Source organism: Comamonas sp. 4034, from assembly GCF_050434545.1.
Taxonomy (GTDB): domain Bacteria; phylum Pseudomonadota; class Gammaproteobacteria; order Burkholderiales; family Burkholderiaceae_C; genus Comamonas; species Comamonas odontotermitis.
This window is the reverse complement of record NZ_JBNDIT010000016.1, coordinates 13083-37967: the sequence shown is the minus strand read 5'-3', so window position 1 is coordinate 37967 and position 24885 is coordinate 13083. Positions and strand designations below refer to the sequence as shown.

27 protein-coding genes and 1 pseudogene are annotated in these 24885 nt (G+C 58.4%); 22 read left to right on the top strand and 6 right to left on the bottom strand.

Annotated elements, in window-relative coordinates; all coding sequences use genetic code 11:
* The first annotated feature begins 38 nt into the window (after window positions 1–38).
* Window positions 39–533, top strand: coding sequence for a YcxB family protein (locus ABIE32_RS16470; protein WP_429017729.1), 495 nt, complete (start codon window positions 39–41; stop codon window positions 531–533).
* A 59-nt stretch (window positions 534–592) separates the two neighbouring features.
* Here ABIE32_RS16470 and ABIE32_RS16465 read toward each other — a convergent pair whose 3' ends face one another.
* Entirely contained in the window at window positions 593–1492 is a 900-nt protein-coding gene (locus ABIE32_RS16465; RefSeq protein WP_429017728.1) for a LysR family transcriptional regulator, read from the bottom strand.
* A 106-nt stretch (window positions 1493–1598) separates the two neighbouring features.
* Here ABIE32_RS16465 and ABIE32_RS16460 point away from each other — a divergent pair, with 106 nt between their 5' ends.
* From ABIE32_RS16460 to ABIE32_RS16435, 6 genes are all read left to right on the top strand, one after another.
* Window positions 1599–2774: a CaiB/BaiF CoA transferase family protein gene (locus ABIE32_RS16460; protein WP_429017726.1), complete on the top strand. Its 1176-nt coding sequence runs from the start codon at window positions 1599–1601 to the stop codon at window positions 2772–2774.
* Window positions 2775–2799: 25 nt separating this feature from the next.
* A complete protein-coding gene (locus tag ABIE32_RS16455) occupies window positions 2800–3309 on the top strand; it encodes a MaoC family dehydratase (protein ID WP_429017725.1) in 510 nt (169 codons plus the stop codon).
* Window positions 3310–3387: 78 nt separating this feature from the next.
* Complete coding sequence (locus ABIE32_RS16450) at window positions 3388–4365, top strand: Bug family tripartite tricarboxylate transporter substrate binding protein (RefSeq protein WP_224149343.1); 978 nt, start codon at window positions 3388–3390, stop codon at window positions 4363–4365.
* Window positions 4366–4379: 14 nt separating this feature from the next.
* Complete coding sequence (locus tag ABIE32_RS16445; protein ID WP_429017723.1) at window positions 4380–5537, top strand: acyl-CoA dehydrogenase family protein; 1158 nt, start codon at window positions 4380–4382, stop codon at window positions 5535–5537.
* Window positions 5538–5553: 16 nt separating this feature from the next.
* Window positions 5554–6609, top strand: coding sequence for an acyl-CoA dehydrogenase family protein (locus ABIE32_RS16440; RefSeq protein ID WP_429017721.1), 1056 nt, complete (start codon window positions 5554–5556; stop codon window positions 6607–6609).
* A gap of 227 nt (window positions 6610–6836) precedes the next feature.
* Window positions 6837–7934 (top strand): enoyl-CoA hydratase/isomerase family protein, encoded by a 1098-nt coding sequence (locus tag ABIE32_RS16435; protein WP_429017719.1) that lies wholly within the window; start codon window positions 6837–6839, stop codon window positions 7932–7934.
* A gap of 74 nt (window positions 7935–8008) precedes the next feature.
* On the opposite strand, the gene ABIE32_RS16430 is transcribed toward ABIE32_RS16435, so the two are convergent.
* Window positions 8009–8407: a COG4315 family predicted lipoprotein gene (locus ABIE32_RS16430; protein ID WP_429017717.1), complete on the bottom strand. Its 399-nt coding sequence runs from the start codon at window positions 8405–8407 to the stop codon at window positions 8009–8011.
* Window positions 8408–8501: 94 nt separating this feature from the next.
* A complete protein-coding gene (smpB, locus tag ABIE32_RS16425; RefSeq protein WP_429017715.1) occupies window positions 8502–8975 on the bottom strand; it encodes an SsrA-binding protein SmpB in 474 nt (157 codons plus the stop codon).
* 134 nt (window positions 8976–9109) lie between these two features.
* Between smpB and ABIE32_RS16420 the strand changes: the two genes are divergently transcribed.
* Window positions 9110–9550, top strand: a complete 441-nt coding sequence (locus ABIE32_RS16420; RefSeq protein ID WP_395024463.1) for a type II toxin-antitoxin system RatA family toxin — start codon at window positions 9110–9112, stop codon at window positions 9548–9550.
* On the top strand, window positions 9543–9887 hold the full coding sequence (locus ABIE32_RS16415) for an RnfH family protein (RefSeq protein ID WP_429017713.1): 345 nt from the start codon (window positions 9543–9545) through the stop codon (window positions 9885–9887). The genes ABIE32_RS16420 and ABIE32_RS16415 overlap by 8 nt, the downstream gene beginning before the upstream one ends.
* 66 nt (window positions 9888–9953) lie before the next feature.
* On the opposite strand, the gene ABIE32_RS16410 is transcribed toward ABIE32_RS16415, so the two are convergent.
* Window positions 9954–10508: a DUF4124 domain-containing protein gene (locus ABIE32_RS16410; RefSeq protein WP_429017711.1), complete on the bottom strand. Its 555-nt coding sequence runs from the start codon at window positions 10506–10508 to the stop codon at window positions 9954–9956.
* 141 nt (window positions 10509–10649) lie between these two features.
* Here ABIE32_RS16410 and guaB point away from each other — a divergent pair, with 141 nt between their 5' ends.
* The 13 genes and pseudogenes from guaB to ABIE32_RS16345 all read left to right on the top strand — a co-directional run bounded on the left by guaB (window position 10650) and on the right by ABIE32_RS16345 (window position 23131).
* Window positions 10650–12125: an IMP dehydrogenase gene (gene guaB, locus ABIE32_RS16405; protein WP_224149335.1), complete on the top strand. Its 1476-nt coding sequence runs from the start codon at window positions 10650–10652 to the stop codon at window positions 12123–12125.
* 93 nt (window positions 12126–12218) lie between these two features.
* Window positions 12219–12479 (top strand): type II toxin-antitoxin system Phd/YefM family antitoxin, encoded by a 261-nt coding sequence (locus tag ABIE32_RS16400; protein ID WP_224149334.1) that lies wholly within the window; start codon window positions 12219–12221, stop codon window positions 12477–12479.
* Window positions 12476–12916: a type II toxin-antitoxin system VapC family toxin gene (locus ABIE32_RS16395; protein WP_429017710.1), complete on the top strand. Its 441-nt coding sequence runs from the start codon at window positions 12476–12478 to the stop codon at window positions 12914–12916. Before ABIE32_RS16400 ends, ABIE32_RS16395 begins: the two co-directional genes overlap by 4 nt.
* A gap of 32 nt (window positions 12917–12948) precedes the next feature.
* On the top strand, window positions 12949–14565 hold the full coding sequence (guaA, locus tag ABIE32_RS16390; RefSeq protein ID WP_395024468.1) for a glutamine-hydrolyzing GMP synthase: 1617 nt from the start codon (window positions 12949–12951) through the stop codon (window positions 14563–14565).
* 212 nt (window positions 14566–14777) lie between these two features.
* Window positions 14778–16109: a tyrosine-type recombinase/integrase gene (locus ABIE32_RS16385; RefSeq protein ID WP_429017707.1), complete on the top strand. Its 1332-nt coding sequence runs from the start codon at window positions 14778–14780 to the stop codon at window positions 16107–16109.
* Between the two features lie 14 nt (window positions 16110–16123).
* Window positions 16124–16807: a hypothetical protein gene (locus ABIE32_RS16380; protein WP_429017705.1), complete on the top strand. Its 684-nt coding sequence runs from the start codon at window positions 16124–16126 to the stop codon at window positions 16805–16807.
* A gap of 184 nt (window positions 16808–16991) precedes the next feature.
* The gene (locus ABIE32_RS16375) at window positions 16992–17234 is read left to right on the top strand and encodes a helix-turn-helix transcriptional regulator (RefSeq protein WP_429017704.1); all 243 of its coding nucleotides are present in this window, start codon (window positions 16992–16994) and stop codon (window positions 17232–17234) included.
* Window positions 17231–19084 carry a DUF927 domain-containing protein gene (locus ABIE32_RS16370; RefSeq protein ID WP_429017703.1) on the top strand — a complete coding sequence of 618 codons (1854 nt, stop codon included), beginning with the start codon at window positions 17231–17233 and terminating at the stop codon, window positions 19082–19084. The genes ABIE32_RS16375 and ABIE32_RS16370 overlap by 4 nt, the downstream gene beginning before the upstream one ends.
* Window positions 19085–19607: 523 nt before the next feature.
* Window positions 19608–20624, top strand: coding sequence for a hypothetical protein (locus tag ABIE32_RS16365; protein ID WP_429017702.1), 1017 nt, complete (start codon window positions 19608–19610; stop codon window positions 20622–20624).
* 388 nt (window positions 20625–21012) lie between these two features.
* The gene (locus ABIE32_RS16360; RefSeq protein ID WP_429017700.1) at window positions 21013–21315 is read left to right on the top strand and encodes a type II toxin-antitoxin system MqsR family toxin; all 303 of its coding nucleotides are present in this window, start codon (window positions 21013–21015) and stop codon (window positions 21313–21315) included.
* A 2-nt stretch (window positions 21316–21317) separates the two neighbouring features.
* The gene (locus ABIE32_RS16355) at window positions 21318–21719 is read left to right on the top strand and encodes a type II toxin-antitoxin system MqsA family antitoxin (RefSeq protein WP_429017698.1); all 402 of its coding nucleotides are present in this window, start codon (window positions 21318–21320) and stop codon (window positions 21717–21719) included.
* Between the two features lie 32 nt (window positions 21720–21751).
* Window positions 21752–22015 (top strand): annotated as a pseudogene (locus ABIE32_RS16350) (helix-turn-helix domain-containing protein); the annotation flags it as partial.
* Window positions 22016–22057: 42 nt separating this feature from the next.
* Window positions 22058–23131 carry a hypothetical protein gene (locus ABIE32_RS16345; RefSeq protein ID WP_429017696.1) on the top strand — a complete coding sequence of 358 codons (1074 nt, stop codon included), beginning with the start codon at window positions 22058–22060 and terminating at the stop codon, window positions 23129–23131.
* Between the two features lie 26 nt (window positions 23132–23157).
* Here ABIE32_RS16345 and ABIE32_RS16340 read toward each other — a convergent pair whose 3' ends face one another.
* Both ABIE32_RS16340 and ABIE32_RS16335 read right to left on the bottom strand, forming a co-directional pair.
* Window positions 23158–24159 carry a site-specific integrase gene (locus tag ABIE32_RS16340; RefSeq protein WP_429017694.1) on the bottom strand — a complete coding sequence of 334 codons (1002 nt, stop codon included), beginning with the start codon at window positions 24157–24159 and terminating at the stop codon, window positions 23158–23160.
* Window positions 24160–24380: 221 nt separating this feature from the next.
* Complete coding sequence (locus ABIE32_RS16335) at window positions 24381–24884, bottom strand: hypothetical protein (RefSeq protein WP_429017692.1); 504 nt, start codon at window positions 24882–24884, stop codon at window positions 24381–24383.
* Between the last annotated feature and the right edge of the window lies 1 nt (window position 24885).

Below are 24885 nucleotides of genomic sequence, written 5' to 3'. Positions count from 1 at the left end.
GCAATGGTATAAATCCCCAACTGTTGTAGAGCGAGACCATGGCAAACACTGTTTCAGGCCGGATAACTCCCACGATTTACCTGCAGGCGCAGCAATTGCACCGGGCCCGGGCGGTCAGGATTGCATACCTCTGCTGTGCAGTGCTGGCCTTGGCAGGCGCGGTGGGTATTGCGTTGGCGTATCGGTGGGGCTTGGTTGTGCTGGCGGCGGGTATCGGCGGTCTGCTGGGCCAGTGGATTGCCGAGAAGTTCTATGTGCCCTACAAGGTGAACAAGCTCCATGGGCAGTACAAGGATCTTTCGGGCGCGTTCACGATGACATGGGACGCGCAACACCTGCAGGGACAAGGTCCGAGCGGACGCAGCCAGCGGCCTTGGGCCGACTACTGCAAATGGAAGGAAGACAGGCATGTCTTCCTGCTGTACATCGCAGACAACCTGTACGAGGTGATGCCCAAGGCGTGGTTTTCCGATACCGCTGCAGTCGATGATTTTCGGCAATGTGCCTCGCAGATCGGACCGCCGACGCCTTAGTTTTTCTGCTTTTCCGTTGCTGCCTGTATCCCGGCAATTGCTGCACAACGCCAGAAGCTTCAAGGCGCGCCGTACTGCTGATGCATCAGCAACTCGCGCAGCCGCTGCGCTGTTGCCACCGGCTGCCTTTGGTTCAGCGCCAGTGCAATGCCGATCTGCGGCAGATTGGCGGTATCGGCCAGTTCGCGGAACACGATACCGGGCGTGGCTGCCTTGGCCACCACGGCGGGCACCAGCGCAACCCCCAGGCCCGCACCGACCAAGCTCACCAGGGTCTGCGCCTGCACGGCATGCTGCTTGATCTGCGGTAGAAAGCCCGCATTCTGGCAGGCCAGCACCACCAGGGCGTGCAAGCCGGGCACTTCGCTCGGGCGGTAGTTCACAAAGGGTTCATGGGCCAGGTCGATCAGTCGCAGCTCGTCCTTGATCAGCAGAGGGTTGCCGGCTGGCAGGGCGGCGATCAGGCGGTCGGGCTCGACCATGGTGATGGACAGATCAGTGGCCTGTGTGACCGGGTAGCGCAGCAGGCCGGCATCGAAATCGCCACTGGCAACGTGGGCACAGATTTCTCGCGTGGTCGATTCGGTCAGCACCAGGTCGATGGCAGGGTAGGCCGCCCGGAACGCTTGTACCAGCTGCGGAATCAGCGAAAACGTGGCTGAACCGATGAAGCCTATGTGCAAGCGGCCGATTTCGCCACTGGCAGTGGCCTGCGATACGGCCTTGACCTGCCGGGCATGGTAGAGCGCCAGTTTGGCGCTCTCCAGCGCGGCCACACCTGCAGTGCTCAGTACGGTGCCGCGCCGGTCGCGCTCAAACAATTGCACGCCCAGGTCGTCTTCCAGCTTGCGGATGGATTGCGACAGGGGGGGTTGCGACATATGCAGCTGCTCGGCTGCCTGCCGGTAGTTCAGGGTTTGCGCCAAGGTGACGAAGTGGCGCAGTTGGCGCAGATCCATTGATACCTCCTGCATATCAGCAGCTGTCAATTACGACATAGACACGTGTGTCAAACATATCAAATAATCGCCTCCATTGCTATCACCACAACGACGGAGACAAGCCTTGGGTGCATTGACAGGCGTGCGGGTGCTGGACCTTTCCAGTGTGATTTTCGGCCCCATGGCCAGCCAGGTGCTGGCCGATTACGGTGCGGAGGTGATCAAGATCGAGCCGCCGGGGGGCGATTCCACGCGCTACACCGGTCCGGCGGTGGAGCCGGGCATGGCGGCGATGTTCATGGGCTCCAACCGCAGCAAGAAGAGCGTGGTGCTGGATCTGAAGAAGCCCGAGGCGCAGGCGGCGCTGCATGCACTCTTGCAGGGTGCCGATGTCTTCATGCACAGCATGCGGCCGCAAAAGCTCGCCAGGCTGGGGCTTGATCCGGACAGCCTGCGCAGGCAGTACCCACGCCTCATCTACGTGGGCCTGCACGGTTTTGGCGAAGACGGCCCCTATGCCGGCCTGCCTGCCTATGACGACGTGATCCAGGGCATGAGCGGCCTCGCAGACCTTATGGAGCGCCAGACGGGCGAGGCCCGTTACCTGCCCACGATTGCGGCCGACAAGACCTGCGGCCTCGTGGGCGCGCATGCGGTTCTGGCGGCGCTCTACCAGCGCGAGCGCACGGGCGAGGGCAGCTTTGTCGAGGTTCCCATGTACGAAACCATGGTGGGTTTCAACCTGGTGGAGCATTTCTACGGCATGCATTTCACCCCTGCACTCAGCGGGGCAGGCTATCCGCGCGTGATGGCACCCTGGCGCAAGCCTTACAGAACGCAGGACGGCCATGTCTGCATGATGCCGTATACCGACGCGCACTGGCGCCGCTTTTTCTCGGCCATTGGCCAGCCCCAGCTAGCGCAGGACGAGCGCTTTGCCACGCAGGCAATGCGTACCCGCAACATTGCCCTGCTGCTCGAGACGATGAGCGGCTACGTTGCGCAAAAGGACACGGCCTACTGGCTGGCCACCTGCGAGCAGCTGGAGATTCCTGCTGCGCCGGTGGCGCGCATGGACGATCTGTCCCATGACCCGCACCTGCAGGCCACGGGCTTCTTTGTGGAAAAGGAAGACGCCGCGATGGGTGTTGTGAAGTTTCCGCGTTCGTCCGTGCGTATCAATGGCGCGCAACCACCCATCGGCATGCCGCCACGCCTGGGCGAGCACACGCAGGCGCTGCTGCGCGCGGCTGGCTGGGACGAGGCGCGCATTGCGGCCTTGCAGTCGAATGACTCCTGAATAGATAGCATGAAGCGGAGACAGAATGAGCGTGAGCAACCTGATTTCTTCTACTGAAAACCGTGCGGCTGCGCTGGCAGGCACGCCCCGCATGGGGCAAGGCTTTGTCTGGCAGGACCTGCGGGTGGGCCAGCAGCTGCGCACTTTCCGCCGCACGGTGACCGAGACCGATCTGGTCAATTTCATCAACACCACGGGCATGCTCGAAGCGATCTTCATCGAAGACGGCTACGACGGCGGCGCCATTCAGGGCCGCCCGGTGCCCGGTGCGCTCACCTACACCCTGATCGAAGGTTTCATCCTGCAAAGCATGATCCAGGGCACGGGCCTGGCCATGCTGGAGCTGTACCAGAAGATTCTGGCCCCGGTAGTGGTAGGCGACACCGTTGAGGCGCTGGTGGAGGTGACCGACATCAAACCAACGAGCAAAGGTGGCCGCGCGGTGGTGACATCGCGGATCGAGGTCTACAACCAGCGGCAGCAGCAGGTGATGGTGTATACCGCCGTGCGCCTGCTGGCGGGCCGAGGGGCATAGGCCTGCGCGGCTGTGGTTGGCGTTGTACCTTTTGCCTATCTTTTAGCGCCTTGATGAGAAAACGACAGGAGACACAGTATGAAATGCGGATTTTTACGTGGCACGGCGCTGCTCGCCGTCACCGTGGCGGCCGTCTGTGGTGCGGCGCAGGCGCAGGATGCCTGGCCAAGCAAGCCGATCACGCTGATCGTACCCTTTCCGCCAGGAGGGCCCACGGACATGGTGGCGCGCGTGCTGGCGCAGCAGGTGGGCCAGCAATTGGGGCAGTCGGTCATCGTGGACAACCGCCCCGGGGCCAATGGCAATATCGGCAATGCAATGGTGGCCAAGGCGCCGGCTGACGGCTATACCGTGCTCTACAACACCTCGTCGATTGCACTCAGCCCATCGCTCTACAAAAAACTGAGCTATGACGTGGCGAAGGACCTGCGCCCGGTGGCGTTGACGGCGGTGGTACCGCTGGGGCTCGTCGTCAATCCCAAGGTGCCCGCGAACACCGTGCAGGAATTCGTGAAGTACGCGCAGGACAACAAGGGCAAGCTCTCGTATGGCTCGGCCGGCAACGGCAATGTCACCCATCTGGCGGCGTTTCAGGTGGTGCAGCACTACAAAATTGATGCAAGTCATGTGCCCTACAAGGGCAGCGCTCCGGCCGATGTGGATCTGGTAGCAGGCCAGATCGATTTCATGACCGACACCATCAATTCGGTAGCACCCTTCATCAAGGACGGCAGGCTCAAGCTGCTGGCTGTGAGTACCGCGGCGCGCATTCCCAATTTTCCCAATGCGCCTACGCTGGCTGAAAGCGGCATGACAGGGTTCGAGGCTGGCGCGTGGCAAGGCGTGATGGTGCCCGCCAAAACGCCAGATGCGATCGTGGAACGCCTCAATGCAGAGTTGATGAAGGCCCTCAAGGACCCGGGCGTGCTGGAGAAGCTGCGCGTGCAAGGCACCGAGCCACTGGGCTCGACCCCCAAGGCGTATGGCGACTACATCCAGAGCGAAATCAAGCGCTGGGCGGGGGTGGTGAAAAGCACGGGCGTGTCTCTGGATTGATTGAAAGCAAGACCATGACAATTCTCAACGGACTGGGCCTGACGCGCATTCCACCGGAAGGCGAGGCACTGCGCGCCGAAGTACGCGCCTTTCTGCAGGATGCGGTCAAGGACATTCCTGCGCATATCCGCGCCAAATCCTGGAGTGGCTATGACCCGGCCTTCAGCCGCAGGCTGGGCGAAAAAGGCTGGCTGGGCATGACTTTTCCCACCGCCTACGGTGGCCATGCGCAGGGCGCCTTTGCACGCTACGTGGTGGTGGAAGAGTTGCTGAACTTTGGCGCGCCCGTGGGTTCGCACTGGATTGCAGAGCGCCAGAGTGCGCCGCTGATCTTGAAATACGGCACCGAGGCGCAAAAGCAGCGCTATGTGCCGCCCGTGGCACGGGGCGAGAGTTTTTTCTGCATCGGCATGAGCGAGCCCAACGCCGGATCGGACCTGGCCAGTGTGCGCACGCGCGCCGTGCCCAATGATGCGGGGTGGCTGCTCAACGGCCAGAAAATCTGGACAACGAACGCCCAGCACTGCCAGTACATGATTGCGCTGGTACGCACCTCGGGCGAGGCGGCAGACCGCCACAAGGGCCTGTCGCAACTGATTGTCGACCTGAACCTGCCCGGTGTGACCGTGCGGCCGATCGAGGACATGTCGGGTGACAGCCACTTCTGCGAGGTGTTTTTCGAGAACGTGCAACTGGCGCCCGATGCGCTGGTGGGTGCCGAAGGGCAGGGCTGGGAGCAGGTGACGGCCGAGCTGGCCTTTGAACGCAGCGGGCCCGAGCGCCTGTTCTCATCGGTGGTGCTGTTCGACCAGTGGCTGGCCTTTTTGCGCACCGAGGCGACGCCGCGCGCTGAATCGCTCAGGCTCGCAGGCCAGATCCTGACGCGGCTGGCTCCGTTGCGCGTGCTGTCCGTGGCGGTGCAGGAAAAGCTGGTGCAGGGCCAGAGCCCCATCGTGGAGGCAGCTCTTGTCAAAGACCAGGGCACGGTGCTGGAGCAGTACATTCCCGCCGCGATTGCCGATGATCTGATGGCGCGGGAAGGCGTCGCCATTCCGCACGAACTGATGCTGACGCTGAACTACCTCACCCTGGTCTCGCCGTGCTACACGCTGCGCGGCGGCACCCGCAGCATTCTGCGCGGCATGATCGCGCGCGGCCTGGGCCTGCGCTGACCGCAAGGAGAAGAACATGGACCATTTGATCATCGATGCCCTGCGTGATGTGCTGACCGGGCAATGCACGCCCGCGATAGTGCGTGCTATAGAAAATGAAGTGGCAGCGCACAATGGTTGCGCGCCAGAGACGGATTTGACCAAAATCTCTGCCACGGCGGCAACCCTGTGGCAGCAGATCGAGGACACCGGCTTTGCCGATCTGTTGCTACCCGAGGACGAGGGCGGCGCTGGCCTTGCGCTGCGCGACGCGTTTGCCGTCTGGGATCTGCTCGGCCAGCACGCCATGCCACTGCCACTGGCAGAAACCATGCTGGCGCGGGGCTGGCTGGTGGCAGCTGGCGTGGCTGTACCGCAGGGCGCGATTGCGCTTGCACCGCATCTGTTGGTGGAAGGCGGCGGCGTTGGTGCATCTGGTGTACGCGGCGCCCGCGTGGCGCAATGGGTACTGGGCCAGCACGGCGGTGAACTAGTGCTGTTGCCTGTGGCTGGTGCGCAGGCCAGCCCGAGCATTTTTGTACTCGATGCCGATCTGCACTGGAAGGCCGCAGCCCTGGCATCGGCCACGCGCGTGGCCGCGCCTGCATCCTTGCTGGTGGCGCAGGCGGGGCTGGTGTCGGCGCTGCTGGCAGGCAGCCTCCTCACCACGTTCGAGAGCACGCTCAATTTTGCCAACGAGCGCCAGCAGTTCGGCCGGCCGATCGGTAAGTTTCAGGCCATTCAGCACGAGTTGGCGGTAATGGCCGAGCACGTCAGCGCGGCGCGCATGGCAGCGCAGATCGCCTGCGAGGCAGGTGGCGTGCTGGCCGATCCGCTCAAAGTGGCTGTGGGCAAGGCGCGCACGGGCGAGGCGGCGGTGGAGGTGGCGTCGCTTGCGCATTCCATCCATGGCGCGATTGGATTCACCACCGAGTTTGACCTGCAACTGTTCACCCGCAGGCTGCACCTGTGGCGCCAGACGGCAGGCAGCGAAAGCTATTGGCAGCTGCAGGCAGGCCAGGCCCTGGTGGCAGCTGGCGGCATGAGCCTGGATGTGATCCGTCAGATCACCGACAGCGCCGCTGCGGTCTGACGCGGCGCCACGCCCACCCCTGTCTGCAGCCGGATTTGGCACCTGATTGGCCGCAGCCAGCGCCTTTTTTCGGCTATGGTTGCGGTTTTGTTTTTACATCCGTTTCTCAATCATTCGAGTACGCGAAGGCAAAGCGCAGGCAGTGCTGACGCACGACAAGGCTCGGCGCCCCCACGCCGACAAAGTAATCGGATGATTGCGAGGCGGAATAACGATAAGGAGTCAGTATGTCGGTTTACACGGAAGACGTACAAAGCGAGGTGCATGGCCGCATCGGTTTCATCACCCTGAACCGCCACAAAGCGCTGAACGCGCTGTCGCTGGCGATGGTGCGCGAGCTGATGGACGTGCTGCTGCGCTGGCAGAAGGACGAGAACATCGTTGCCGTCGCCATTCGCGGCAGCAATAAGGAGGGCGCGTTCGGAGCCTTTTGCGCAGGCGGCGATATCCGCTTTCTGCACGCAGCGGGCATGGCGGGCAACCCCGAGCTGGAAGACTTTTTTACCGAGGAATATGCGCTCAACCACCTGATCCACCACTTTGGCAAGCCCTACATCGCCTTCATGGACGGCATCGTGATGGGTGGGGGCATGGGGATCAGCCAAGGCGGCACCCTGCGCATCGTGACCGAGCGCACCAAGATGGCCATGCCGGAGACGGCGATTGGCCTGTTCCCCGACGTGGGCGGCGGGTATTTCCTCTCGCGTTGCCCCGGCCACGTGGGCGAATACCTGGCGCTGACCGGCCAGATGATCGGCGCAGCCGACGCCATTGCATACAAGCTTGCCGACGGCTATCTGCCCAGCAGTGAGCAGGAAGCCGTATGGGATGGGCTGGCCGCTGGCAGCTTTGTCGATGCCAAGGCGGTGGAAGACTATGTTGCTTCAAAATTGGTAGCTGCTCCCGCTCGCCAAGCGGGCGCTGATGCTGAAATTGACCAATATTTTTCCAAAGGCGATGTGCCCACCATCATCCAGGCCCTGGAAGCGGCTGACAGCGATTTCGCCAAGGCAACAGCAGAGACCTTGCGCAAGCGCTCGCCGCTGATGCTGTTTGTGGTGCTGGAGCAGATCCGCCGCGCCCGCCAGCAGACCTTGGCCGACGATCTGCGCATGGAACGCGACATGGTTCGCCACTGCTTCTACCTGCGGGCAGATCGCAAGAGCGAGACGCTCGAAGGCATCCGCGCGCTGGCAGTGGACAAGGACCACAACCCGCGCTGGAGCCCCGCGCGGATTGAAGAGGTGGATCTGGGCGAAGTGGCCCGGATGTTCGTGAGCCCCTGGCCCGCGCCTGCGCATCCGCTGGCGCACCTGAAGGGCTGAGCTGAGTAAAGGATCGCCCCTTCAAAAGCAAAGCCGCACATCGTGCGGCTTTTTTGCCAGTGGCGCTGTCGCTGTCAGGGGCGTGCAATCTTCCAGGCGCCGCCTACACCGTCGCCGGTCTTGTCACCAGGCTTGCCGTCCTTGACGAAGTAGTACAGCGGCTGACCCTTGTACGCCCATTGGCGGCTGTTGTCATCGCGGACGATGATGTTGAAATCTCCAACAGGCTTGGCCGATTCAGCAACAGGCAGCGGCGGCCAGTTGGTGGCGCATTGCCCATAGCAGGCAGAGCTTCCGCTGCCCACGGCATCCTTGCTGAAGGTGTAGAGCGTGTGCCCATTGGGGCCGATCAGACTGCCGTCAGCTGCCTTGACGGGCGTGCTGGCGCTGCTGTGCATGGTGCCGGTTGAGCTGCAGGCGGCCAGCAGCAGGGCGGACAAAGGGAGGGCCAGAGTCGAGATGCGGGAGAACATGGGTGAGCTCCTTGGTGGACAAGAGACCCAGCCACTCTAACCAGAAGACGGAGCGCCCGCGTGTGGGACAGATGCCCGATATGGGCCGTTTTGCCTAGCGCGTATGCACCTTCATCGCGCGCTCGACCTCGCGCTTGCCTTCGCGTTCCTTGATCACATCGCGCTTGTCGTGCTCGGCCTTGCCCTTGGCCAAGGCAATATCGCATTTGGCGAGGCCATTCTTCCAGTGCAGATTGATGGGCACCAGGGTGTAGCCCTTTTGCTCGACCTTGCCGATCAGGCGGCGAATTTCGTCCTTTTTCATCAGCAGCTTCTTGATGCGTGCCGAATCCGGGTTGACGTGGGTGGAGGCGGTTTTCAGAGGGTTGATCTGGCAGCCCAGCAGGAACAGTTCGCCGTTCTTGATCAGCACGTAGCCGTCGGTCAGCTGGGCCTTGCCTTCGCGCAGGGCTTTCACTTCCCAGCCGTGCAGCACCATGCCTGCTTCAAAGCGCTCTTCAAAGAAATAGTTGAATGCCGCCTTCTTGTTATCGGCTATGCGGCTGTTGGTGTTGTTCGTCTTCGACATAATTGCAATGTTAGGGGCAAAACGAGGTTTCCAAGAGCTGTAAGGCTGTTGGCGCTGGCGTTTTTGCCCAATCCGTGATTTTCCATGAATATTCAGGGCCGCGTCCTCGCATGCGGTCCGCCTCCAGCGTTTGCATGAAAACCGTCAACAAGTCCGTTCTGATCTGGTACAGCCCCCAGGAAATGTTTGATCTGGTGGCCGATGTGCCCCGTTACCCGGAGTTTCTGCCCTGGTGCGATCATGCGCGCGTGTTGGAGCAGCATGCAGACGGAGTGACGGCCGAAGTGGGTATTGCGCTGGCAGGAATCAAGAAATCCTTCATCACCCGCAATACCTACGAGCCTGGCAGGCGCCTGCAGATGCAATTGGTCAAGGGCCCGTTTTCCCATCTGCAGGGTGACTGGCATTTTTATCCGGTGGGCGATGGTAGCCAGCGCGCCTGCAAGGTGGAGCTGAATCTGAGCTACGGGTTTGACAGCATGACGCTCGCCGCCGTGGTGGGCCCCATTTTTGACAAGATTGCCGCAACGATGATGGACGCCTTCATCCAGCGCGCCGAGAAGATCTATGGTTGAGTCCGCCTTTATCGATGTCGAGGTGGCATGGGCGTGCGATGGGCAGGTGCAGTCGTTTGCGTTGCAGTTGCAGGTGGGGGCCACAGTGGCTGATGCATTGGCAGTAGCTGCCCAGCGCAGTGGCCAGGTGCTGGGTGCGGAGCAGGATGTTGGCATCTGGGGCAGGGTGCAGCCGCGCAATACGGTATTGGCCGATGGAGACCGGATCGAGTTGTACCAGCCCCTCAAGGTAGATCCCAAGAAGGCGCGCCGTGAGCGTTTTGCCAAGCAGGGCGCGCGCCGGGCAGGGCTGTTTTCGCGGCGCAGGCCGCAGTCCAAGCAAGGCTATGGCGCCTGATACAGGGCAGACCTACGCATGAAAAAGCCACGCATTGCGTGGCTTTTTTGCCGGCTGGCCGACGGTTTAGCAGTTGTTGAAAATCGCGTCGTCGGTGCGCTTGATCTCGGCTGCGCGCTGTTCGGCGTTCTGAAACACCATTTCGCCCTTTTCGTTGGGCATGCGCACTGCCTTGCCGGTGTCGTACATGGCCTTGGCCTGCTGGGCGCGCTTGCAGTTGTCAGCCTTGGCGGCCACCTGTTTTTCCTTGGCTGCCTTGTCTGCATCGGCCTTGGCCTTGTCTTCTGCGGCCTTTTTGGCTTCCAGCTCCTTGTCCTTGCCGCTGGCGGTCTTGGCCGCTGGCTTGGCTGCGGGGGCGGCGCCTTCGGAGGTGGTCGTCGCTTCGTCTTCCTCCGGTGCAGCAACGTCGCGCAGGGCAGGGCCGGTACCCGAAGTCTTGGCGCCTGGGACACCGCCATAGCCCTTGGGCCGTTTGAGAATGTTTTTATCAGGCACATCCAGCCCTGGTGGACGGTCGCTGAAGACCTTGCGGCCGTCCTTGTCGATCCACTGCCATTGGGCCATGGCGGGCGCAGCCACACCCAGGGCCGCGCAGATGAGAAGCAGCTTGATTAATTTCATGGAAGCAGTGTAGCGCGCCATCTATAAATGGCGCACCAAGTTGTTGGTTGCGCAAAACACTGGGTGTCCCCTTGCAGAAAATTCTGCCTCCTGCAGACCATTTGCAAAAGACGGTAGAATCCTTTTTTTGGAGCTTTCACAATGCGCCTGATCGGAAAAGCGCTCACCTTCGACGATGTGTTGCTGGTGCCCGCATACTCCCAAGTCCTGCCCAAGGACACCTCTCTCTCTACCAAATTCTCCCGCAATATCACGCTGAACCTGCCCCTGGTGTCTGCCGCCATGGATACGGTGACGGAAGCGCGCCTGGCGATTGCCATCGCCCAGGAAGGCGGTATCGGGATTGTTCACAAGAACATGACAGCCGAACAGCAGGCCGTCGAAGTATCCAAGGTCAAGCGCCATGAATCTGGCGTGGTGCACGATCCTGTCGTGATCACGCCTGAGCACACCGTGCTTCAGGTGCTGGAGCTATCGGAAAACCTGGGTATCTCGGGCTTTCCGGTGTGCGACGGCGGCAAGGTGGTTGGCATTGTGACCAGTCGCGATCTGCGCTTTGAAACCCGCTACGACGTCAAGGTGCGTGACATCATGACGCCGCGCGAGCGTTTGATCACCGTCAATGAAAAGGATGACACCACGCCTGCAGCGGCCAAGGCTTTGCTTAACAAGCACAAGCTCGAACGCATCCTGGTCGTCAATGACGCATTCGAGCTCAAGGGCTTGATTACCGTCAAGGACATCACCAAGCAGACCACGTTCCCGAATGCCGCGCGAGACCGTGCAGGTTCGCTGCGCGTGGGCGCTGCCGTTGGTGTGGGTGCCGGTACCGAGGAGCGTGTCGAACTGCTGGCCAAGGCCGGTGTCGATGCCATCATCGTGGATACAGCCCATGGCCACAGCAAGGGCGTGATCGACCGCGTGCGCTGGGTCAAGCAGAACTATCCACATATCGATGTGGTGGGTGGCAACATCGCCACCGGCGCTGCTGCGCTGGCGCTGGCTGAGGCGGGCGCCGATGCGGTCAAGGTCGGTATCGGCCCTGGCTCGATCTGCACCACGCGTATCGTGGCAGGTGTGGGCGTGCCACAGATCATGGCCATCGACAGCGTGGCCAAGGCTTTGGCCGGCACGGGTGTGCCGCTGATCGCCGATGGCGGCATCCGCTTCTCGGGCGACATTGCCAAGGCGCTCGCCGCTGGCGCATCGTCGGTGATGATGGGTGGCATGTTCGCCGGTACCGAAGAGGCGCCGGGCGAAGTCATTCTGTTCCAGGGCCGCTCGTACAAGAGCTACCGTGGCATGGGCTCCATCGGCGCCATGCAGCAAGGCTCGGCAGACCGCTACTTCCAGGAATCCTCCACGGGCAACCCCAATGCCGACAAGCTGGTGCCAGAAGGCATTGAAGGCCGCGTTCCCTACAAGGGTTCGATGGTCTCCATCGTCTACCAGATGGCAGGCGGCGTGCGCGCGGCCATGGGTTACTGCGGCTGCAACACCATCGAAGAGATGAACAACAAGGCCGAGTTCGTTGAAATCACTGCTGCCGGTATCCGTGAATCGCACGTGCACGACGTGCAGATCACCAAGGAAGCGCCGAACTACCGGGCTGACTAAACAGTGCTAATCTGATCAGAATCCCAAATTCTGGTCTTTGTGATAAAATCTGGTCTGAATTCAATTTCAGGCCAGATTTTTTATTTTCAGCCCATGCAATCTGTCGGTATCTACGAAGCCAAGACCCGCTTCTCCGCCCTGATCGAGGCGGTGGAGCAGGGTGAGGAAGTGCGCATCACACGGCACGGCAAGGAAGTCGTGCGCATGCTGCCGGTACGCCGCAAGCCCGTGATCACCGATGAGCAGATTGCCCGGGAGTTGCAGCAGATTCACGCGCTGCAGCAGACTGTTCGCGCGCCAGATGCTGCGAATGGTGTAGCAGCCATGCGCCAGACAGGCAGGAGCCAGGCATGAGCGCAACGGCCTTCATTCTGGACGCCACGGTCACCGCCGCCTGGTTGTTGCCCGACAACGCCAGCCTGCATACCCAGCGCCTCTACACCCGTATCCGCCGCGACGAGGTTGATCCGCAGGCCCCCAACCTCTGGCAATGGGAGTGCGGAAACCTGATCGCATCGGGCGTGAACAACGGCCGCATCCCCACCACCAGCGTTGAAGGCCTGTGGAGCGTGCTGGAAGCCATACGTCACCGCGTGGAGCTGCACGATCTCGCTCCCGCGCAGCACAAGGCCGTGCTCGATGTGGCGCTGGATACCGGATTGCCTGTTTACGATGCCGCCTATCTGTGGCTGGCGCAATCGTTGCGCCTGCCGCTGGCCACTTTTGACCAAGCCCAGCAGGCTGCTGCAAAAAAGCGCGGCATTGCACTGCTGGCGCCCGAAGATTTCTGATTCCCTTTCTGTCACCCTAGCCCCTGAACACCATGCAACACGACAAGATCCTCATCCTTGATTTTGGCTCCCAGGTCACCCAGCTGATCGCTCGCCGCGTGCGGGAGGCCCATGTGTATTGCGAAGTCCATCCCTGCGACGTTAGCAGCGAATGGGTGCGCGAATTTGCCGCAGACGGCAAGCTCAAGGGCGTGATCCTTTCGGGCAGCCATGCCAGCGTCTACGAAGTAGACGACCGCGCCCCTGACGCGGTGTTCGAGTTGGGCCTGCCGGTACTGGGCATCTGCTACGGCATGCAGACCATGGCCACCCAGTTGGGCGGCAAGGTCGAAGGCTCCAACAGCCGCGAATTCGGCTACGCGGAGGTCCGCGCCCACGGCCACACCGAACTGCTCAAGGGCATCGAGGATTTCACGACGCCCGAAGGCCACGGCATGCTCAAGGTCTGGATGAGCCACGGTGACAAGGTCACCGAGCTGCCACCAGGCTTCAAGATCATGGCCTCCACGCCGTCCTGCCCTATCGCGGGCATGGCCGACGAAGCGCGCCGCTACTACGCCGTGCAGTTCCACCCCGAGGTCACGCACACCGTGCAGGGCCAGGCGCTGCTCAACCGCTTCGTGCTCGACATCTGCGGCACCCAGGCCGACTGGATCATGGGTGATTACATCGAAGAGGCTGTTGCCAAGATCCGCGAGCAGGTCGGCGATGAAGAGGTGATTCTGGGCTTGTCTGGCGGCGTGGATTCTTCCGTGGCCGCTGCCTTGATTCACCGCGCCATCGGCGACCAGCTGACCTGTGTGTTCGTCGATCACGGCCTGCTGCGCCTGAACGAGGGCGACATGGTCATGGAGATGTTCGAGGGCAAGCTGCACGCCAAGGTGGTGCGGGTCGATGCGTCCGAGCTGTTCCTGGGCGAGCTGGCCGGCGTGACCGATCCCGAGCAAAAGCGCAAAATCATCGGTCGCCTCTTTGTGGATGTGTTCAAGTCCGAGGCCGCCAAGCTCAAGGCTGCCACAGCTGGCAGCAAGGGCGCCACCTTCCTGGCGCAGGGCACCATCTACCCCGATGTGATCGAGTCGGGCGGCGCCAAGAGCAAGAAGGCCGTCACCATCAAGAGCCACCACAATGTGGGTGGCCTGCCGGAGCAACTGGGCCTGAAACTGCTGGAGCCGCTGCGCGATTTGTTCAAGGATGAAGTGCGCGAACTGGGCGTAGCCCTGGGCCTGCCCCGTGGCATGGTGTATCGCCACCCGTTCCCCGGCCCTGGCCTGGGCGTGCGCATTCTGGGTGAAGTAAAGAAGGAGTACGCCGACCTGCTGCGCCGCGCCGATGCCATCTTCATTGAAGAGCTGAACAACTGGATCGACGAAAAAAGCGGCAAGAGCTGGTACGACCTGACCAGTCAGGCTTTCACCGTTTTTCTACCCGTCAAGAGCGTGGGCGTGATGGGCGATGGCCGCACCTACGACTACGTGGTGGCCCTGCGCGCCGTGCAGACCAGCGATTTCATGACCGCCGACTGGGCCGAACTGCCTTACGGCCTGCTCAAGCGCGTGTCCAACCGCATCATCAACGAAGTGCGCGGTATCAACCGCGTGACCTACGACGTATCGAGCAAGCCGCCTGCGACCATTGAGTGGGAATAATGTACAGTGATTTCAAGACGTTCAGCAGCGTCTTGAATTTCACAAAATTACATTGAAAATCAACAGTTTATGCATCCAATGGCACCCAGCGGGATGCAGCCAAAGCCAAAGTTTTCGACGGTAGCTGTGACGGTAGATCTGTGAATCTCTACGGCGCTGCTTTCCTTTACCGACAAGGGCCTTGACGGTAAAGTTTTACAAGGAAAGCCGCCATGCTCACAGACACAGAACTGCGCAAACTGCGCCCGAAAGAAAAAACCTTCAAAGTCGCTGATCGAGACGGCATGTACGTGACCGTCTCGACCACTGGCACGAAGTCGTTTCGCTATGACTACCGCCTCAATGGCCGACGCGAAACGCTGACCATTGGCCGATACGACGACACGGCTGGTGCCAAGCATCCCCGTGACCCCGCCGAACTCGACTTTGGCATGACCGTATCGCTGGCCGAAGCTCGATCCTTGCTCACCGTTGCAAGGCGCTGTGTGGAACGCGGCGAGTCACCCTCCAGAACCAAAGTCGAAAAGCGCCAAGAGGCCGCAGACTCCCTGACGTTCGGGCGCTGGGCTGAAAAATACTTCGCAGACAAGGCCGACCCCAACAACGGCGCTCGTTTGGCGGACTCCACGCTAGCGATGCGGCGCTCGGTCTACAGGCGGTATCTGGAAGGGCAGTTTGGCAAGCTCAAGCTGGACGAAATCAGTCCAGCCCAACTGATGAAGCATTGCGAGAGCATCCGCGAGAAGGGAGCCGCTGCCCCAGCCGTCCAAGTCCGCGAGATCGTCTTGCTGGTGTACCGCTTCGCTGTTTCCAAGGACAAGTCACTCACTGTGACGAATCCTGCTGAAGCAATCAGACCCAGCGACATTGCCACATTCAAGGCACGCGACCGTGCGCTGAATCCCACAGAAATTCGTCGCTTCCTTGCCGCTCTGGACACAACGGCAACCGCTGCGACGCTGCGCTTGGCGTTGCGGTTCGTGATGCTGACCATGGTGCGCAAGGGCGAATTTGTCAACGCGACATGGGATGAAGTCGATTTTGACAACGGCATCTGGACGATCCCCAAAGAACGGATGAAGACCGGCAAACCTCATTTGGTGTACCTCAGCACGCAGGCGCAAGACGTGCTCGTGACCTTTAAGACCTGCTTTGCGTCATCACGCTATCTGCACCCCGGTCGATACGACATGGATACGCCCATCAGCAACGCAACACTGAACCGCGTGATTGAGGTCGCAGTGGAAGCCATTCGAGCCAAGGGTGAAGACTTCGAGAGCTTCACCGTTCACGACCTGAGGCGCACAGCATCCTCGCTACTGAATGAGGCTGGCTTTAACCGCGATTGGATCGAAAAATGCCTCGCGCACGAAGAGGGCAGTATCCGGGGCGTTTACAACAAAGCTGAGTACGGTGACCAACGTCGCGTGATGCTTCAAGCGTGGGCAGACATGATCGACGCTTGGAGTCGAGGCGAAGGCGTTCGTGAGATTGTGCGTGCAGCCAAGGTGGCTGCGGCTGATGTGACGATGGAATTGAACTGATCCGGGAAATCAAAATGAGCGGTATAGAAAAGACCTACATACTTAAACACACAGCAGATGGGTTACGGTTACTGCGTGATCGCGATTCAGACCAAGGGGTAGCGGCAGATGAGCCTGATGATTTGCCAACGCCCGACACTCTGGTTGAGCCGCGTTGGAACCATTGGTATCAAAGAAAGCTAGCACGCCCGTGGCAGGCTACCTTGCTTGGAATGAACATTGAGCCAATTTCTAATGCCCGACGAATTCTGAAAATTCACGACCCAGATAGGTACCAAACGTATCGAGACAGGCTCGACATACTGCAAACCCTTATGGGGATAGAAATCGGGATCTACGAAAATCACGTGCGTGAAGGTGATGGCGCTAATGAAAAGTACATCGAACTCGCGGAGTATTGTCGATACGCAGAAAGCCTAGAGTGGCCCGATATGGAAGCCATGCGCAAAGGTCTTCGCCTAGATATTGAGCCACCCGCTTTGAATCTCACTGCCCGTCACCAGAACAATGTAATGGGAGTGCTTGACGCCGTCTTCCGATGTGCCGTGAAGGGCTACATGGATGGGAAGAGTGGACGCAGTCCCGCTGCTGTGCTCAAGTGGTTGAAAGAAAACGGTGAGGAGTCAATTGTGAAAGAACCGACTCTGCGCAACTGGTTCAAGCAAATGCGCGATCCGGATGACAGGAAGCAAGAATAGTGGTTAAGGCGATTTTCCCTTCCTAGATCAACCGCAACTACTAACGAAATACCGCAATTGCGGTATTTTTTTTCGCCCAAAGAGTTCCCAATACATCCATCGCGATACCAAGCAACCGATGCAGGCAGGGACGCCTCACTTGCATCAAATTTGTGGCGATACCACAGAATATTTGGAGATATTCATGCAAAAACTGATTCAAGAGGCGCTTGCCCACAAGCGCGAAACCCTTCTTCGTAAGCGCGAAGTTCTGCGCATGACGGGGTGGAGCAACAGTACGCTCTACGTTCGGATAAAAGAAGGAGTAATCAAACCCGGAGTTCCGATTGGGCCGCGTATCAAAGGCTGGCCAGCCAGCGAGATTGAGGCTTACATCCAGTCGTGTATTGCAAAGCGCGATAGCAATACGGAAGGAGATGCAGCATGAACGCCAAAACTTCCATGCCGCTACGCCAATCCAAGAAGCCAGCATTGCAGAAACCCGCTGCAACGGCTTCGACCAAGCGTCAGTTTGCCAACGCTAGTGCCAGTCATGAGCCTACTGAGAACATTCCCGGTGAATTCGAGAGCTACGGCAAAGTGACTTGCATCCGGGACGATGGTTTGTACCTGCGTAACTTCGTTGATGGGATACCCGGAAAATTTGTCCGTGTGTGCGACGATCTCTGGCCGCAGAGCATGATTTGCAATGAAGACGGTACTCATCGCGCCTACCTCATCAAGTTCAAGAACCAGACGGGTGAGTGGGTCACACGCGAAATCCCAGTGGAAGCCTTCATTGACGAAAAAACGCTGCACAAGACCCTGCTCAAGGCTGGATTTGGGTTCGCGTTGACAGAAAGCTCTAAAGCAGCCTTTGTCATCAAGGTATTTGTCGAACATGCCTGCCCAATCGACAAGACCGGCATCCGCTCGCGCTCTCCCGGATGGCAAATGCTGCCTGATGGCTCATCGGGGTACATACAGAACGGCATTGTCTACGGTGGCGCATCGGAAAAATTCGTACTGCATGCATCACCGGGGCAGAAGCTTCCTCAACAAAGCGTGGGACGTAAGAAAGAATTCCTTGCGCTGATGCGTTTGCTCAAGCGCGATGCCTTGGCGGTGTTGGTTGTATGCGCAGCATTTGCCTCTGTACTGCTCAGGCCCACCGGCCAGTCCAGCAAGGCGCTATTCCTGATCGGCACCTCCAGCATCGGCAAGAGCATTCTGCTCAAACTGGCGAGCGCCATCTTCTCCACCATCGACAAGGTCATGACTTGGTCGGGCACCGACAACGGTTTTGAAGCCCATTTAGCGGAACACACCGACAAGCCATTTGTTGTGGACGAGGTGGGTCAGTCTAACGGGCGTCAATTTAGCCACCTGGCCTACCGCCTCCTCAACGGTGCTAGTAAGCTGCGTGCCAACCCCAATGGTCAGGCTCAGTCCAGCGTGAACACGCGCACGGTGTTGATTTCCGCTGGTGAGCAGTCGCCATTCGATCTTATGCGGCAAGCAGGACTGACTATTCAAAAGGGTCAAGAAGCGCGCCTGATCCCCATTCCTGTTCAGGAAAACTACGGCGTCTGGTCTTGTCTCGATGAATTCGCCAACGGTGCAGAAAAGTCTGCCGAAGTGCTCAAGCGACTTCCAGGCCTACAAGCCATCGCTGTAAAGGGCTTTTGCAGAAAAGTAATACCCGAGATTGATGACTTAGCCGTCACGTTCGAGAACGTAGCCAGTGATTTGGCCGACGAATTGCGTGGCGACATTGTGATCGACCCCAACGACAACGTGCCAGAGCGTGTGCTGCAAAGCTTCGCGTTGTTCGCATATGCTGGGCTTGTGGCAGCACACCACGAAATCCTGCCGTGGACGGAACGTCGCATCATGGGTGCGATTCGTAAGTGCTACGCCCTGTGGCACACCGAGTACCAGCGAAATCAACCCATTAAAGATGACGCCTTGCTGATGCCGGTGCGCGCGTTCCTTCAATCGCAGCGCGGTAACAAGTTCAAGCCACTCAAGCAGTGGCATGAGGACAGTGCGGGCGTCGTGGCTGGCTATGAACATGTGTTGCGCAAGGGTGAGCCTGTATTTCTCATCCATCCGCCGTACTTCGAGAAGCACTTGCGCGGTGACCATGAGGCAAAAGCCGTGTTGCAGGCGCTGCGCAAGGCTGGCTATTTGATCGAAGGCCCGCGTGGTGTGCCGACACTGCAAGTGCACCTGCCCGGCACTGACAAACGCAAGAGCAGCTTCTACGCCGTCCGCAGGTCGATACTGTTGAACTAAGAAATGCTGACCGCCAACCTGCCATATCTGCATCCCTGTACAGATATGGCAGAGGCGAGGACAGGGCGGGGCGAGCGAACCGCAAAGCAAAAGTGCAGAAACTTCTCTGCATCCCTGTACAGATTTCGAGGGAGGCAGGCATGTTTCTCAACGCCGTGAGAGTGCAAGTCGGTCATGTTCTGTGGCCACTAATTTGACTTTGCCGACACGGTCTAATAAGAGTGCAATCGGTACATGTACTGAAGTATGTGATGGTGGTGACAGTGTGAACGGTTGAGAGCAATCCAACTGCTGAACACGCTAACTGTCATTAGCTTGGCAAAGCACTGATTCAGTGCAGCATGTGTGTTTCCACTGCATCCGAATTAAAGCTTGCTGAGGGTTGTTTCACCAACAGCATCGCTTGAATTGCTGGGCAGTGAATCACACACCAGTAGCACTCTCACGAAGACTGTAAATACATCAGCAACCGCTGGCGGCATGTCCGCTGATTTCCGAACTCGTCTTTTGAGAGGTAACCGTTATGGCTATTCGAGTAGCTTCCCCCATTCTGGACAAAATCGTCTTTCTGCTGCCATGGGACATTGATCCCCGTGTGGACAAGGCCAAGATCGACAAACTGAATACCCGATTGCAAAAGCTGATTGACAAGGGTGACTGTGAATTCGCGCACATCAAAGGCAGTCGCTACTTTGTTCGTTTCCGCGTTATCTTGCCCGGTGGACACAAAGTGCTCGTGCAGTTGGGCGCTTTCGACCAAAGCCGCAACAAGGGCGGTCTTCGCATCGAACTGAATCCGTCCCAAATGGAAAAGGGTGATGCGGCGTTCTTCCGAGGCATTCTGCGGCGGGTGCTTGCCATCAATACCCAACGCTTGCGTGAGTTGTTCGTCGATGCAGTAATCAACAAGCTGCATGTCGCAGTTGATGTGCATGGAATTGACCTTCGCCGTGTCCTTGTGTATTACCAGTACGCCGAAAAGCTATCAGTGATCTGCAAGCGCCTGAACAAAGCTGGACTGATCGAAGGCTATAACTTTGGCGCAAAAGGCAGCGACTATCAGGCCGCTGTGTATGACAAAAAAACAGAGCGCATTCACCGTGCCGTCGAGGCTCTGTTACGCGCGGGGCGCAGTGCCGATGAGTCGCTAAAGGCAAATCGCGTCACTCAGTTTTACACGGCCAAAGGTGTACCGGAGCGGATGCGCGTTGAAGTGCGCGGGCAAAAGTTGCGAGGCATGGCGCTTCACAATGTGGGGACACTGAGCAACCGATTTGCGTGGTTTCACTTCATTGACTTGAATGCAGAGGGCAGCGACCTGCCTCCGATACTGGAGCAGGCGTTTGTCTCGATGTGCCGAGACATAGGGGCTGCTGCTGCACTGAAGGCATTCAAAGGCAGCAGGCAAGTCCGCAAAATCAATGCATTTTGGCGGTCAAGACAGGCAGCTTGGTGGCAGCCGGAACGCATGTGGGGACAGGTTGACGGACTTCTCAAGGCCACCAATCTTTTCCCACCTGAGGCGTTCGTTGCTCCGTAACTGCTGACGGCAATGGCATTGCACGGCTAATTTCATGCTGTAACAACTATTGGAAACCAGCATGACCAAGCACGTCAAAGCCGACAAAAGCCGCTGCAACAACGCTGTGTCAGCACGCAAGCCGCTGACACAACAAAGCGCCCCTGTTGCAGCCCCAGCCATACCCGTTAGAAAAACATATCGACGGAGCAGCGCATCGCGCACTGTCCGCGTGCCCAATGAGCTTGTGCCCCGCGTCAACGCCTTGATCGCTGAGTACCGTGAGCGGTTGCGCCACGACCCAGACACATGGACTGGTGGTTGAGGGTGGGGCGGCGATTGAAGCTCAACCACCTCAGTCTAAAATTAACCTACTTGTAAAATAAACCAACTTGGTTATAATCATCCTATGGAAAAAAGCACACCTCACTGCAAGCTGTCGGTAGTGCAGGGCATGGTCGAACGTGGCCAAGTTCGAGCCACGGCCACGGCCTTTAGTGGTGCTCGTGAGATTGGCATCAACGACCTGGCTGGGATGTGTGCCGTGGTCATGTCTCTGACGACTGCCAACTTCTACAAGAGCATGACGACCTACGCTGACCACCGGATTTGGCAGGACGTGTACCACGCGAAGACCACTGGCGGCGATGAGGTCTACCTCAAGCTGACGGTGATTGACGATGTTCTGATTGTTTCCTTCAAGGAGTTGTGACCATGAAATGCCCTAGCTGTGGAGCGGCTGAACTGATCCACGACACCCGCGATATGCCCTACGTCTACAAGGGCGAACACACCACCATCCCAGAAGTCACGGGCGACTTTTGTCCTGCTTGCGGCGAAGCGGTTTTGAACCGTGAGCATGGCGACCGCTACAGTGACCTGATCGGCGCGTTTCAGCGCCAAGTCAATGCGGCCTATGTTGACCCGGCCTACATTGCCAAGGTGCGCAAGAAGCTCGACCTTGACCAGCGTGAAGCGGCTGACATTTTTGGTGGTGGAGTGAACGCCTTTTCCCGCTATGAGAACGGCAAGACAAAGCCGCCGCTGGCCTTGGTCAAATTGCTCAAGGTGCTGGATCGGCATCCCGATTTGTTGAACGAAATCCGAACAGCTTGAGAAAGGGTAGGGCGTTGGCTTTGCTGCTAGACATGGAAACCCGACTGATCGAAGGCGTGGAAGTGCATCGTGGTTCTGGCAACGTGTTTGCTGACCTTGGCCTTGCTGATGCCGAGAAGCTCAAAATCAAAACCGGCTTGGTCATTGAAATCAGGAAGGCCATGAAAAGCCGTGGCCTGACTCAACAATAGGCAGCCAAACTGATGGGCATCAGTCAGCCCAAGGTCTCTGACATGATGCGTGGTGACTTCACCAACTTGTCTGAATGCAAGTTGATGGATTTCCTGACGCGGCTGGAGCCTGAAACACCGTCCCCTGCATAATTGTGGAGTCAGCACATGACGCCGCTCATAAACATTGATTCGTCCCTAAAGTCCCTCACGGAGGATGAAATCACAGCGGCAGTAATCGACGCTCGTGTCTCCAGCATGGCGTTCAAGAATTTTGACTCAGTCCCTCGCGTACTCCCATTTGTTCTCGAATTGTGTACGAGCACAGCATCAAGCTGGAGAAAGCTGACCGAAGCGGCGCATCGACGTTACTGGATCGGATCAGCCAAGGAAGCGGTTCTCGTTTTTCATGCATCCAAAGACTGTGGGTGTGTACGAACATATCGGCTCACTGGGTTCAGCAAGTCGCAAGAACCAACCCCGGGATTTGAATGGCAATCAATCAAGGACGTAAACACCTTTTACAGTGTTATGGACGACCCGGCTGCCAAGCAGGTGTTTGAAGCGTGGGTGGCGCACCAAGAGCAGGTTACCAATCTTCCCACCATTTTTGTGAGTGGCCGGTTGAACAATACCAACGTTGAAAAAGCTTTTATCTTTTCCAAAGGCGATGGATGTGTTGTTTGTGGTGCAAAGGCGACCTGCTATGCAGCTACAACGCAAGGAACGCAGCAAGCGGCATTGTTATTGCAGCTTCCAGTTTGCCATGCGCATATGCTTGCTGCAAGGGAATACCCGTCGGTTTTTGTTTTTCTTGCCTCGCTATTTCAGTTATCACTTGATTGGGAGCAAATTCCAAAGTTGGATCATATTCCCGATGCGATGATTCCGGTCATCCATCAGGCGGTTGCTGATGAATTGAAGGCATACGTTGGACGGGTAGAGAAACGCGCACGAGGCTGGCATTTGTGGCTTGACCTTGACTCACAATGGAAATGGCTGCTACGCCTGAATTCCTTTAGTGACTACGCCTATCTGCTTTTCGCTCCGAATGAAAAATCGGAAAGATACCGAGCAGATTCCGCTCCAGATCATCCAGACTTGCCATTTTTTCCAGACCACGAGCATGATCGACCCGGCAAGAAAGTGGAGCAAATTGCCCCCAGTTTCCTGTATGGGCATCCGCTCTTTGACTTGAAGCGATTGAAGAAAGCAGGCATAGAGTACGGAGCTTACAGTTAGCGTTTTGTTCGACTTGCTGGGCTGTTTTACAACAAGCTGGGGATCTTCCTACGCGCCACTGGCCTGATGTACTTCGCCAGCGTCACATCCGATTTGTGCCCGGTTTGTTCTCGTATTTGCCACGGCTGCAAACCTTTCTCCGCTGCACTGGTGCAGTAGCCAGCCCTGAGACTGTGGCCGCTAGCGTTGGCGACATTACCGCCAGCACGCGCCACCGACGCCTTCACCACCAGCGCCACCGACTGCGCTGACAAGCCGTTCCGTGCAACGCGGTCATGGCGGGTGACGGCTCGAAAAACAAACCCCTCCGTTATTTCAGAAATCTCTAGCCATTCACCCAATGCCCTGACCGGACACCGACTTTCATCGTTGGCATGAGGGATGAACACCGTGCGCCCGTTCCGGTCTTGGTCGGTCTTCGAGCACGGCAAGAAGATTTCCATGCCGCTGGGCAGGTGCGTGATGTGCTCCACCTTGACTGCTACCAACTCGGATCGGCGCATGGCACTGGCAAAGCCCACCAACAGCAACGCACGGTCGCGTGCGGCTTTCACGGGGCTTTGCTGGTTGACCATGACCAGCGCGGCCAGCAGATCGTCTTTGACCAGCGGGGTCACTTGCCGCTGTTTGGTGCCCAGCGTGCGTCGGATGCCCTGCATTACACGCTTGACCATTTCGCTTTGGGCCGGGGATTCAAGATTTTTCTCAAGGTGTGCCTTGTGGATCGCGGTCAAGCGCCGCTCAAGGGTCGCCACGGACAATTTTTCAGCGGATGAGGCCAGGTATGCGGCCAGAATGGTCGGGCTTGCCGGAATGCTCCCGCCATTGGCGAAAAAATGGCGCAAGTCCGAGGCGTAAGCGCGTTTTGTGGCCGCTGACTGGCTTGCCGCCAGAAAGTGCTCGGCAGTGCCGGAAAAACCGCTCAAAACGGCCTCTGGCGGCGTTTCTGGCGTGCTGTTGGATGTAGTGGTGCTGTGCGTAGACAAAGCTGCGCCAGCGCCCTCGCGTGGAGTGCGAATTTTCTTCATGGTGAGTCCTTTGGACGGGTTGGAAAAACAATAAAAAACGGCCCGCGAAAGGGGCCGTCTTTGGTGGTCGCTGGTAGTCGATAACTGTGTCTTATCGCTACCTGAAATTCGGAGAATTTTCTCTATCTGTGGGCGCTCTGACTGCTGCACTTGCAGCAAGTTTTAATGAGTTTCGCAGGACTTTCTGCCCAAGGCAAATATCAAGAAAACGTAGGGATTGCCTATCGGCGTTTTACTCTCAGTCGATAGACTGGAGCACCACCCATCGGTATTGACGTTGCGCGGATGCTTTTACCGCCGTTGTCCAGAGAGTCATTTGTTCTCTTTTTCAGGACAGGCTTCAACTCCTGAACGAGCCATTGCTGATCGTGTCGAAGCTTCGCAATTTCCTCTTGAAGCGCCGTCCCTTTGGCCGCAGATTGCTTTTCGAGTTCAGACAACGCGTGACGCATTGCCTCAATCTGCTTTCGCAATTCTGCGTTTTGGGCAGATAGTTCGGCATCAGCTTGGGCTCGAATCGCCTTGATCTGGTTCAAACTCAGGCCATACACATAAGAAGGCTTTTCCCCGGCTTTTTCGCGCCAGACCTGAAAGGAATGGAACCGCTTGTTGCCCACCACAGCAGCGTAGTCAATGCCATCTGAATATCCATCAGCGTCAGACTCGGCGGGCGTGTAAGCCTCGTGGAGTAGCTTGCCTTTGATTCGCTTTGGTTTTGCGGCCATG

Bases quoted from the DNA above. Each gene is read 5' to 3' on its own strand.
- ABIE32_RS16345 (WP_429017696.1), top strand. From the start codon at position 22,058: ATGACGCCGCTCATAAACATTGATTCGTCCCTAAAGTCCCTCACGGAG.
- ABIE32_RS16355 (WP_429017698.1), top strand. From the start codon at position 21,318: ATGAAATGCCCTAGCTGTGGAGCGGCTGAACTGATCCACGACACCCGC.
- ABIE32_RS16445 (WP_429017723.1), top strand. From the start codon at position 4,380: ATGACAATTCTCAACGGACTGGGCCTGACGCGCATTCCACCGGAAGGC.
- ABIE32_RS16340 (WP_429017694.1), bottom strand. From the start codon at position 24,159: ATGAAGAAAATTCGCACTCCACGCGAGGGCGCTGGCGCAGCTTTGTCT.
- smpB (WP_429017715.1), bottom strand. From the start codon at position 8,975: ATGTCGAAGACGAACAACACCAACAGCCGCATAGCCGATAACAAGAAG.
- ABIE32_RS16430 (WP_429017717.1), bottom strand. From the start codon at position 8,407: ATGTTCTCCCGCATCTCGACTCTGGCCCTCCCTTTGTCCGCCCTGCTG.
- ABIE32_RS16400 (WP_224149334.1), top strand. From the start codon at position 12,219: ATGCAATCTGTCGGTATCTACGAAGCCAAGACCCGCTTCTCCGCCCTG.
- ABIE32_RS16440 (WP_429017721.1), top strand. From the start codon at position 5,554: ATGGACCATTTGATCATCGATGCCCTGCGTGATGTGCTGACCGGGCAA.
- ABIE32_RS16455 (WP_429017725.1), top strand. From the start codon at position 2,800: ATGAGCGTGAGCAACCTGATTTCTTCTACTGAAAACCGTGCGGCTGCG.
- ABIE32_RS16420 (WP_395024463.1), top strand. From the start codon at position 9,110: ATGAAAACCGTCAACAAGTCCGTTCTGATCTGGTACAGCCCCCAGGAA.
- guaB (WP_224149335.1), top strand. From the start codon at position 10,650: ATGCGCCTGATCGGAAAAGCGCTCACCTTCGACGATGTGTTGCTGGTG.
- ABIE32_RS16360 (WP_429017700.1), top strand. From the start codon at position 21,013: ATGGAAAAAAGCACACCTCACTGCAAGCTGTCGGTAGTGCAGGGCATG.
- ABIE32_RS16335 (WP_429017692.1), bottom strand. From the start codon at position 24,884: ATGGCCGCAAAACCAAAGCGAATCAAAGGCAAGCTACTCCACGAGGCT.
- ABIE32_RS16415 (WP_429017713.1), top strand. From the start codon at position 9,543: ATGGTTGAGTCCGCCTTTATCGATGTCGAGGTGGCATGGGCGTGCGAT.
- ABIE32_RS16395 (WP_429017710.1), top strand. From the start codon at position 12,476: ATGAGCGCAACGGCCTTCATTCTGGACGCCACGGTCACCGCCGCCTGG.
- ABIE32_RS16435 (WP_429017719.1), top strand. From the start codon at position 6,837: ATGTCGGTTTACACGGAAGACGTACAAAGCGAGGTGCATGGCCGCATC.
- guaA (WP_395024468.1), top strand. From the start codon at position 12,949: ATGCAACACGACAAGATCCTCATCCTTGATTTTGGCTCCCAGGTCACC.
- ABIE32_RS16465 (WP_429017728.1), bottom strand. From the start codon at position 1,492: ATGGATCTGCGCCAACTGCGCCACTTCGTCACCTTGGCGCAAACCCTG.
- ABIE32_RS16370 (WP_429017703.1), top strand. From the start codon at position 17,231: ATGAACGCCAAAACTTCCATGCCGCTACGCCAATCCAAGAAGCCAGCA.
- ABIE32_RS16385 (WP_429017707.1), top strand. From the start codon at position 14,778: ATGCTCACAGACACAGAACTGCGCAAACTGCGCCCGAAAGAAAAAACC.
- ABIE32_RS16410 (WP_429017711.1), bottom strand. From the start codon at position 10,508: ATGAAATTAATCAAGCTGCTTCTCATCTGCGCGGCCCTGGGTGTGGCT.
- ABIE32_RS16470 (WP_429017729.1), top strand. From the start codon at position 39: ATGGCAAACACTGTTTCAGGCCGGATAACTCCCACGATTTACCTGCAG.
- ABIE32_RS16375 (WP_429017704.1), top strand. From the start codon at position 16,992: ATGCAAAAACTGATTCAAGAGGCGCTTGCCCACAAGCGCGAAACCCTT.
- ABIE32_RS16450 (WP_224149343.1), top strand. From the start codon at position 3,388: ATGAAATGCGGATTTTTACGTGGCACGGCGCTGCTCGCCGTCACCGTG.
- ABIE32_RS16380 (WP_429017705.1), top strand. From the start codon at position 16,124: ATGAGCGGTATAGAAAAGACCTACATACTTAAACACACAGCAGATGGG.
- ABIE32_RS16365 (WP_429017702.1), top strand. From the start codon at position 19,608: ATGGCTATTCGAGTAGCTTCCCCCATTCTGGACAAAATCGTCTTTCTG.